The organism is Sphingobacterium sp. UBA865 (assembly GCF_002295765.1).
GTDB classification, from domain to species: Bacteria; Bacteroidota; Bacteroidia; order Sphingobacteriales; family Sphingobacteriaceae; genus Sphingobacterium; species Sphingobacterium multivorum.
Window position 1 is genome coordinate 94,318 of the sequence record NZ_DBGB01000035.1, and the last position, 8,541, is coordinate 102,858.

Sequence of the window (8,541 nt, forward strand, 5' to 3'; positions counted from 1 at the left end):
ACTGGCTTTTCGCTCTATGTCTATAGCTGTTTTCTTGTTTGTACGTATTTGCCCGTGAGCTTCCCATGCCCGTTATAGTTCAGGTTTTCATACGTACAGTTTCCCAAATCTTTTACAATTGATTTTTGTTGCAATACCCCCTTGAAGTAGAATTCATCAACTGTTTCGTTGGCCCGGTAGGATCGCTTGATTTCCGCTGTGAGTTGGTCATTTTGATCGAAGGTTTGGCGTAGTATATAATCACTTGTTTTCGGATCGCTATACGCATAACGGACCCGACTTTCCCTTTGATCATTTCTGCCCGACAGCTCTTCACTCATGCGATTCTGTTTGTCATAACTGTAAATGGTCCAATCTATCCGTTGGTATAAAAAATGAATGGATTCACTTTTTACAACCTGGAGTTTGCTGTTCAAGTGGTCTATTGTCGCTGTTTGTAATGTTGGATCGTAGGAAACAATGGCGTTTGGGAGATAACGGTAAATGGTGCTGTTGCTCCATTTGCTGTTTTGAAGGTACTGTATGGAGTCGATAAGTCCGAACTGATTATAGCATCTTTTGCTGAAATAATTATTTCCGCCGGAAAGATTGTTGGATGTGAGCTCTTTGCCTTCTTCATATACAGTCGTCACAATTGCTCCAGTTTCCACCTCATTTTCATCGGAAAACTGCTGCATGACATACGTGCCGTCACATTGATTTTTACGCTGACTGTAGTAAAGAGGGAGAGCTGTATTGGCGATAATAGCCGCTGCATATTGCCTGGATGGAATAAATTGCACTTGTGCAATGGAGTCAAAGAAATGTTGGGCATTATATTGTGACGAAGGATTCTTTGACGCAACTTGTGTGCTGTTGCTTAATATGGATTTGGCTGCTGCCAGATAGGTATTACTATCGTATATGATCTTGGGTTTGCCTAAGCCATCAAACAAGATCATGGCATGACGTTGTTTCAATGACAATACATCGATGGTCCATTGTTGATTTTTAACGCTAAATGTAAGTTTTTTTGCATCGGTTTTTGTGACCAGTAACTTTGTTGTGCTAAAAGGTACTTGCTTGAAAATCGCAGCAGCATTTTTTTCGTGTAAACGCATGATAAAATCAGTTGATTTATCGGACTCATTGGTTACAAACAGAACTGCCTGTGTAGGGCTAGCTATTGTTAACGATTTTACTGTTTGCGATGCTGCAATGGGACTATAAAACAGCAATATCAACAACTGAATGATAATCGGATAAATGTGCAGTTTCGCGTTATAATTCATTTGGGTCGATATTGCTGTTGCTGACTTTGCTATTTAATTTAATACTTCTTTCAAAAATAATAAGGTGTGCTCCCAGGCACGTTTGGCCATCACGGGATTGTATTCCGCTGACTCGGGATTCGTAAACGTATGTCCAGAATTTGCGTAGGTAATTATTTGCCAGTCTGCTTTTCCTTCATTTAATTCCTTGACCAACCCATCGTAATCTTCTTTTGATACACTCTTATCGGCTGCAGGGTGCTCAATGAGTACTTTTGTTTTAATGGAACCATTGGGTCTATCGGCAGCTTTGGATAGGCCTCCGTGGATACTGATCACGGCATTGATGGGGAAGCCGGCTCTAGCCGCTTCTAATGCTCCTGAACCTCCAAAGCAATAGCCAATGATCGCAATTTTTGTCGGATCTGCGCCTTCTTTTTTCAGTTGTTCTAATGCGAGCTTGATGCGATGCTGATAAGCTTTATAGTCCGTCTTGTAGTGGCCTGCAATTTTCGAAGCTGCGGTGTTGTCCGCAGGAATATTTCCCTCACCGTAGATGTCGGCAATGAACGCGATGTAACCTTCTTTTTCAAGAAGCAATGCCGCTTGTTTCGCTTCGTTGTCAATTCCCTTCCACGCAGGAAGAATTAAGACAGCAGGGCCTTTTTTTGCCCTATTGGCGGTTACCATGCCGTTGAGTTTTTGTTCACCATCCTGGTAAGAAACCTGTTTTAATTGTTGGGCCTGCGTAGTCATCGTGACCATAGTAAGCATCAATAGTGTCATAACTGTTTTCATCTGTAAATAATTTGTTCCGCTCATTATTTTGTGTGATCAGAAATGAACCTAATTTGGAGTCCATCTCAACTAAATATAATTTTCAATGTACATTTTTTCCGCTGTCGTCAACCTGAAGTTACGACTTTATAGATTCAATAATACCAATAACATCGAGTTGTCCGAGACCTTGGTCGTGTGCTTTCCCGTAGGTATCGAGTAATGTCTTGAGGAGGGGATATTCGGCACCGGCTTGTTGCGCCAGTCGAATATCTTTCAGCATAAGATCTAGCGCGAAAGCAGGACTGTAGTTTTCTTCCACCAGTAAAGGCGTTTTGACTTTTGTTGCGCCACTGCCACTGGCACTATCATTGATGATTTCGAGCATATCACTCCGTTGAATTCCCAGTTTATCTGAAAATAAGATCGTCTCTGCGAGACCTTGATAGATCGTTGAAAGAAAATAGTTGATCGCAAGTTTGGCGGCAATTCCCTGGCCATTTTCGCCAACATGTTTGATCGACTTGCCCATCTGCTCGAGGTATGGCCGGGCGCGATGAAGATCCTCCTGTTCACCACCGACCATAATAATCAGGGTGCCCTCTGCCGCGGGCTTGGTACTGCCGGCCACAGGTGCATCTATAAATGCGGCTCCTTTTTCTTTGAGTTTGGATGCGATAGACAGGGTGAGTTCACGGGATATGGTACTCATATCGACAAATAATTTGCCCTTGATATCTCCTTGAAGGATTTTTTCATACACTTCACTGACAGCTTCATCATTGCTGAGCATGGAGAATACAATATCAGCATGTTCGACCAATTCGGCTATACCTTCTGTGATCATTGATTGTTTTTCAAAGCCCGCTGCTTTTGCACGGTTTCTATTATAAACAGAAAGGGGGAATCCTGCTTTTTCCAGGTTTTTAGCCATGGGGTGCCCCATGTTTCCTAATCCTATAAATCCTAATTTTTCTATCTTCATCTAAAATTACATTAATAGCTCTTGAAATTTACGTCTATTAAAGATACAAATGTTTTGGTCATTCCACTAATACCCTGATTTCGTTACGAAGGAGCACTATTTTATCTTCCTGTTCCAGTTTTTTTAAAATTCGGGAGACAACTACCCGGGATGTGTTTAGGTCAGAAGCAATATCCTGATGCGTAAGGGTAAGTATTCGGTCGTTGTTCAGCTTTACTTTGGCTTTCAGATATTGAATGATTCGTTCTTCCATATTGGAAAAAGCTAGACTATCAATAGCTTGTAACATTTCGTCCATACGGCTTGAATAGCTTGATATGATGAAATTTCGCCAAGAGGGGTATTTTCCCATCCAAAGGTTGACAAGCTCATTTGGAATCATGGCAACCGTTGTTGTTTTTTCTGCGAGGGCACGAATTTCACTTTTTTTATTTCCGAGACAACAGGCTATTGACATCGTACAGGTTTGACCTTTTTCCAAATAGTAGAGCAGCAGTTCGCCTTTGTCTTCATCTTCCCGGACAATTTTTATTGCTCCATCTAGGAGAAGGGGCATCGACTTGATGTATTGATTGGTATCAATGATGAGATCCCCCTCATGAAACGTTTTGATGTGTGCGTTTTTGGCTATTGCAGTAATTAACTCTGGCTCAAGAATGCCTGTATAAGCTTGTTGGATTGACAACATACGGTATTATTTTAGTTAAAGTTAATTATTTACGGGCTTATTTTATCCCCTGGGGGTGGAAAAGAATGTTGGTGGAAAAGAATGTTGGTGGAAAAGAATGTTGGTGGAAATAATGTGTAGAAAGACCGGTTTTTTTGTGCTGTGTGTGGCGTATCCAGCAGCTAACATATAAAATCGTGAAATTCATAAATTTTGATTTATTCAAAACAGACAAAATGTTATTCTGATTATTTTTAGTGTTTTTTTAAGAATGTGATGAATGTGTTGTATTTATTTTATTTAATCTGTTTTTTTATTGCCTCTTTGTTTTAGAAGTAGCTGTTTTTCTGTGGAAGCTTAAAACTGATTTGTTTTGTATAGCGCTAGGGTCTGATAATCCTATTGTTAAAATTAGTTAAAAAGACAATCAATTCCTAATTTTGCGCCACAAAAACAAAACAATCACATCTAACATGAAAAAGTCTTTACTTTTTTTTGCCCTCGTTTTTGCTAGTTATAGTGCCGTTCATGGTCAAACAGCAAATACTAGTTCGGTTTCAGGAGTTGTCAAAGAAGCTACTGGACAAACGGTTAAAGGAGCAACCATTAAAATTACCCACATCCCAAGTGGACAAGTTGTAAGTGGCTCAGCCGATGCCCAAGGAAAATTTCAAATTTCAAATCTTCAAGAAGGAGGCCCCTACAAAGTAGAGGTAACTTACATTGGCGAAACGCCTGTTGTTTTCGAAAACATCATGCTGAAATCGGGGGAATCGTTGAATATCAATCCAATTTTTACGGCTGGATCTTCAACAAATTTGGATGAGGTTGTTGTTGTTGGTCATGGTGTTATTGATATTGCTGCGGGAAGAAAGACGCCGATTGCCGTTTCGACGATCCGTAAACAGGATTTAGAGGAAAGGGTAGGCGCACAGGATATTACTTCAGCACTAGCTAATACCCCGTCGGTTTATATCACTGGTCAGGCAAAAGGTTTTGGTGAGTCTTCTATGACAACACGTGGTTTTGATCAGTCCAATACCGCATTTTTGTTGAACGGTCAGCCGATCAATGGTATGGACAATGGAAGTGTATATTGGTCAAATTGGTCGGGACTTACAGATATTGCTTCTTTAGTGCAGATTCAACGTGGTTTGGGATCATCTAAATTAGCGATTTCATCTGTCGGCGGTACCGTAAATTACGTGACACAATCTACCGCAATGAAAGAAGGTGGTTTTGTCCGCACTACTGTTGGTAACGATATGTTTATGAAGGCAACAGTAGGTTACAATACCGGTCTGATGAAAAACGGTTTTGCTGTTTCGGCTATGTTTACGCAATGGTCAGGTAACGGTTATATGGATCATACGGAAGGTGCTGGACAAAGTTATTTCTTGTCCGTTGGATACAAAGCAAATGAAAAGCACAACCTGAACTTCATGGTAACCGGTGCACCACAGTGGCACAACCAAGGATATACCTCAAAATTGTCGAACTATCTTGCTAATGGCAGACGTTACAACGACAATTATAAGGATGCAAATGGCGTGATGATGAATGCGCAAAAGAACTTTTATCATAAGCCGGTAGCCAACTTGAACTGGGATTGGACCATCGATGATAAATCATCTTTGTCAACTGTCGTTTATGCGTCGTTAGCTGCTGGGGGCGGTCAATCGTTAAGAAGTGATAAATACAACAAAGGCAAATATTTGGCTGCTGATGTAAACAATCATCAGTGGTTTGGTATAGTTTCCAATTATAACCGTAAGCTTTCAGAGTCCCTGAATTTTAATGTCGGTTTTGATGTGAGAGATTATAAGGGTACACATTATCGTAAATTGACAGATCCGCTAGGAAATACAAATGGTGTTGTATTGGGCGGTAATGTTAATTTCCCTAATAAGCCATTGGTTACCAATACATACTCAACAAATCCTTGGAAAGCTTTCTCAAGCAAACCTGATTCGCGTGAAGATCGTTTAGCTTGGGATTACAATCAATACATCCGTTACGGCGGTCTGTTCGGTCAGTTGGAATATGCGAAAAATGGTTTCACGGCGTTTTTCCAAGGATCGGTTTCTGAACAACAAAACAAACGTTCTGATTATTTTCAATACACGCCAGGTAATGAGGATTCTAAAGACGTGAACAATTTTGGCTACAATACCAAGGGTGGTGTAAGTTATACAATGGGACATCATAGTGTTTTTGGTAACGCAGGGTACTATTCCCGTCAGCCTTATCAAAACAATATTTTCATGAACTTTGCAAATGATATTAATGAAAATGCTGAAAATGAAAAAATCCTTGGTTTAGAGGCTGGTTACAAATTTGCTTCTCGATTCTTGGATGTGAATGTGAATGTTTACCGCACAACTTGGGAAAATCGTGTTACGGGTAGTTCGAGTTTAGCGACGGCAGATGATGTAAAAAAATACAATCCAACAAATGATCCTGGTATTTTGGTCGAAGGTGCCTACCTATATACAACCAATTACGGTGTAAAACAGGTGCATAGAGGGGTAGAAGTTGATTTTGAGGCCCGCCCAATCGAAAAATTGAGCCTAACAGGATTTTTATCGATAGGTGACTGGAAGTACGATGGCGCAGTAAATTCGGTCGTACGTAACGACAACCGCATCGAATTGGGTCGTTCTCAGGTGAATTTAACGGGTGAACACGTTGGTAACGCAGCACAAACTTCTTACGGATTTGGCGCTAAATATAAAATGTTTAAAGGTTTGTCTGTTGACGCAAATTACAGATACTATGAGCGTTTATATGCGTCGAATTATCGTAGGGAAGTTATCGATGGCCAAACCTATGGACGCTATATGAAATTGCCGTCTTTTAATCTTTTGGATGGCGGTCTTTCTTACAATGTTAAGGTAAGTGACAAGAACAGCATGAGTTTCCGTGTCAACATGAACAACGTGTTGAATAAGTTCTATATCTCGGAAGCTACTTCTAGCAACTTGGTGACAGATGTGAACAATAGTTGGAATGGTATTGATACGTCCAATTTTGTTTTGATCGGACAGGGTAGAACTTGGAATGCATCTGTGAAATTTACATTCTAATAAGATTTACGTCGAATACAAAAGGTCCACAATTATTTTGTGGGCCTTTTTTTGTTTTTTAATAAAAACTTAATAATTTTAGGTGATCTAATTGTCAACCTGATGTTGCATAAATTAATTTGTCTGGAAAATTTACAGATCGGTACTGTCCATTTTTCTGCTTTTGTTGTTAATTTGGATGGTGGAAATACAGGCTTTGCTTTATTTATTAACCAAGAAAATGACCCAATCTTTATTTTTCGAAAAGAAAAGAAAAATGAGGTATCTTTCCATGTAAATGAAGAGCAATTCTTTTGGATTGTAAAAAACAGCCAGTTTACACCAGGAGAACGTCAAGACTTTTTTGCTGAATTTGTTGAATTCCTGCGTTTGATGGAAGAGAAGGTTTCCAATTATGTTTTCAAAAACGAAAAATTAATCAAATTTACAAATTCGAGGGATATTGTCCGCTATAAATACTTATACCTGACAGGTGAAATTAGTTGATAAGAATACCCGATTATAATACCTGATCTCCCGTTAGATTTCTTTTGTAATGAAATTTAGCTTAGTTTTGGGTATGAAGCATATGTTTTCAAATCTAGCTGTCATTCTACAAAACAATACTTTTGTGGAATCAGATTTTACACTGCCAGTACCCGTACTTCTTGCTAAGTTTTCTTTTTTACCTATTTCATCATTTTTTCCGGAAGCGAGTTCATCTTTTTCCGCTGATTGGTTAGACACCGTCCAACAGAGCGCGATTAGATCTACATTGGAAGGATTTAATGTCGGAATCAGTGGCGATGGTAATCCTGTCGCTTTACTTGAGGAGGCGATTGCTTTGGACAACAATGCGCTTGCTTATAGTTATTTAGGGCTTTATTATTTTAAAATAGCCGCCTATGACAAAGCTATTGCTGCGTTTACAAGCGCTATTGAAAAGTATAAAGAAGAGCCATTTTTTTATGCGAGCCGTTGTTTAGTCTACAGACAGATCGAGGAAGATGAAGGCGCTTTCTATGATTATCAAATTGCTAAAAGACTGGATTTTAATTACCATAGTGTATTGGAATGGGCGGAGAATCAAGCTGAACTCACTTACTTTGAGGCCGATAATTTGGTTATTCAAGAGCTGGAATCGAAGCCAAAGCACCTGAGTACTGACGAAATAAATTCATTGGGACTTGAATATGTTCATTGCTATAGCTATCTAAAAGCAATCGGTCTTTATTCTTCTGCTATTGCGGAATCCGACAACAAGGATAGCAACCTGTTTGTTTTTAGAGGAAGTTTGTACCTGAAATTGACCTGTTTTGAATTGGCATTGTCTGATTTCAATCAGGCTATTGCTCTTGATGAGAATCGTTCTGCCGCCCATATATTTCGCGCTAAAGTGTTTGAATCCTATCGTAATTACCAAAGTGCGCTGGAAGACTATGCCAAGGCGGAGGAAATAGATCGTGATTCATCGATCGTATACGAAGAAAGGGCATCTTTGTTTGAGCGGTTGGGAAATTTTGAGGAAGCATTATTGGATTTTGATCGCCTTGTTACGCTCAATCCGGAAGATTTTTATGTGTATTCATTACGAGCCGATTTGAATGAAAAGTTGGAGGATTTACCAGGCGCACTGGCAGATTACTCGAAAGCGATCGATTTGAATCCATATTATTCTGATTTGTATTCATATCGCGCAGCAATTCGTGAAAAATTGGGTGATCCTATCGGGGCAAAAGCCGACCTGGATAAATTCAATGAATTGGAAGATGAATAAAAAAGAGGCTGTCTCAAAAA

The 8,541-nt window shown here is 39.6% G+C and carries 7 protein-coding genes; 3 read left to right on the plus strand and 4 right to left on the minus strand.

Going from position 1 to position 8,541, the window contains the following annotated elements; all coding sequences use genetic code 11:
- Nucleotides 1-20: 20 nt before the first annotated feature.
- From B2O97_RS19450 to B2O97_RS19465, 4 genes are all read right to left on the minus strand, one after another.
- A complete protein-coding gene (locus tag B2O97_RS19450; RefSeq protein WP_070567851.1) occupies nucleotides 21-1,271 on the minus strand; it encodes a hypothetical protein in 1,251 nt (416 codons plus the stop codon).
- Between the two features lie 33 nt (nucleotides 1,272-1,304).
- Complete coding sequence (locus tag B2O97_RS19455; protein WP_070568283.1) at nucleotides 1,305-2,048, minus strand: dienelactone hydrolase family protein; 744 nt, start codon at nucleotides 2,046-2,048, stop codon at nucleotides 1,305-1,307.
- Between the two features lie 118 nt (nucleotides 2,049-2,166).
- The gene (locus B2O97_RS19460; RefSeq protein ID WP_286767943.1) at nucleotides 2,167-3,012 is read right to left on the minus strand and encodes an NAD(P)-dependent oxidoreductase; all 846 of its coding nucleotides are present in this window, start codon (nucleotides 3,010-3,012) and stop codon (nucleotides 2,167-2,169) included.
- A 58-nt stretch (nucleotides 3,013-3,070) separates the two neighbouring features.
- Nucleotides 3,071-3,700: a Crp/Fnr family transcriptional regulator gene (locus B2O97_RS19465; RefSeq protein ID WP_070567849.1), complete on the minus strand. Its 630-nt coding sequence runs from the start codon at nucleotides 3,698-3,700 to the stop codon at nucleotides 3,071-3,073.
- Nucleotides 3,701-4,152: 452 nt separating this feature from the next.
- Here B2O97_RS19465 and B2O97_RS19470 point away from each other — a divergent pair, with 452 nt between their 5' ends.
- The 3 genes from B2O97_RS19470 (at nucleotide 4,153) to B2O97_RS19480 (ending at nucleotide 8,521) form a co-directional block, all read left to right on the plus strand.
- Nucleotides 4,153-6,765, plus strand: coding sequence for a TonB-dependent receptor (locus tag B2O97_RS19470; RefSeq protein ID WP_201638985.1), 2,613 nt, complete (start codon nucleotides 4,153-4,155; stop codon nucleotides 6,763-6,765).
- A 102-nt stretch (nucleotides 6,766-6,867) separates the two neighbouring features.
- Nucleotides 6,868-7,251 carry a hypothetical protein gene (locus B2O97_RS19475; RefSeq protein WP_070567845.1) on the plus strand — a complete coding sequence of 128 codons (384 nt, stop codon included), beginning with the start codon at nucleotides 6,868-6,870 and terminating at the stop codon, nucleotides 7,249-7,251.
- Nucleotides 7,252-7,300: 49 nt separating this feature from the next.
- Entirely contained in the window at nucleotides 7,301-8,521 is a 1,221-nt protein-coding gene (locus B2O97_RS19480) for a tetratricopeptide repeat protein (protein WP_070567843.1), read from the plus strand.
- Nucleotides 8,522-8,541 lie beyond the last annotated feature (20 nt).

Coding starts and splice junctions, on each gene's coding strand:
- B2O97_RS19450 (WP_070567851.1), bottom strand. CDS start 1,271: ATGAATTATAACGCGAAACTGCACATTTATCCGATTATCATTCAGTTG.
- B2O97_RS19460 (WP_286767943.1), bottom strand. CDS start 3,012: ATGAAGATAGAAAAATTAGGATTTATAGGATTAGGAAACATGGGGCAC.
- B2O97_RS19470 (WP_201638985.1), top strand. CDS start 4,153: ATGAAAAAGTCTTTACTTTTTTTTGCCCTCGTTTTTGCTAGTTATAGT.
- B2O97_RS19455 (WP_070568283.1), bottom strand. CDS start 2,048: ATGAAAACAGTTATGACACTATTGATGCTTACTATGGTCACGATGACT.
- B2O97_RS19480 (WP_070567843.1), top strand. CDS start 7,301: ATGAAATTTAGCTTAGTTTTGGGTATGAAGCATATGTTTTCAAATCTA.
- B2O97_RS19465 (WP_070567849.1), bottom strand. CDS start 3,700: ATGTTGTCAATCCAACAAGCTTATACAGGCATTCTTGAGCCAGAGTTA.
- B2O97_RS19475 (WP_070567845.1), top strand. CDS start 6,868: ATGTTGCATAAATTAATTTGTCTGGAAAATTTACAGATCGGTACTGTC.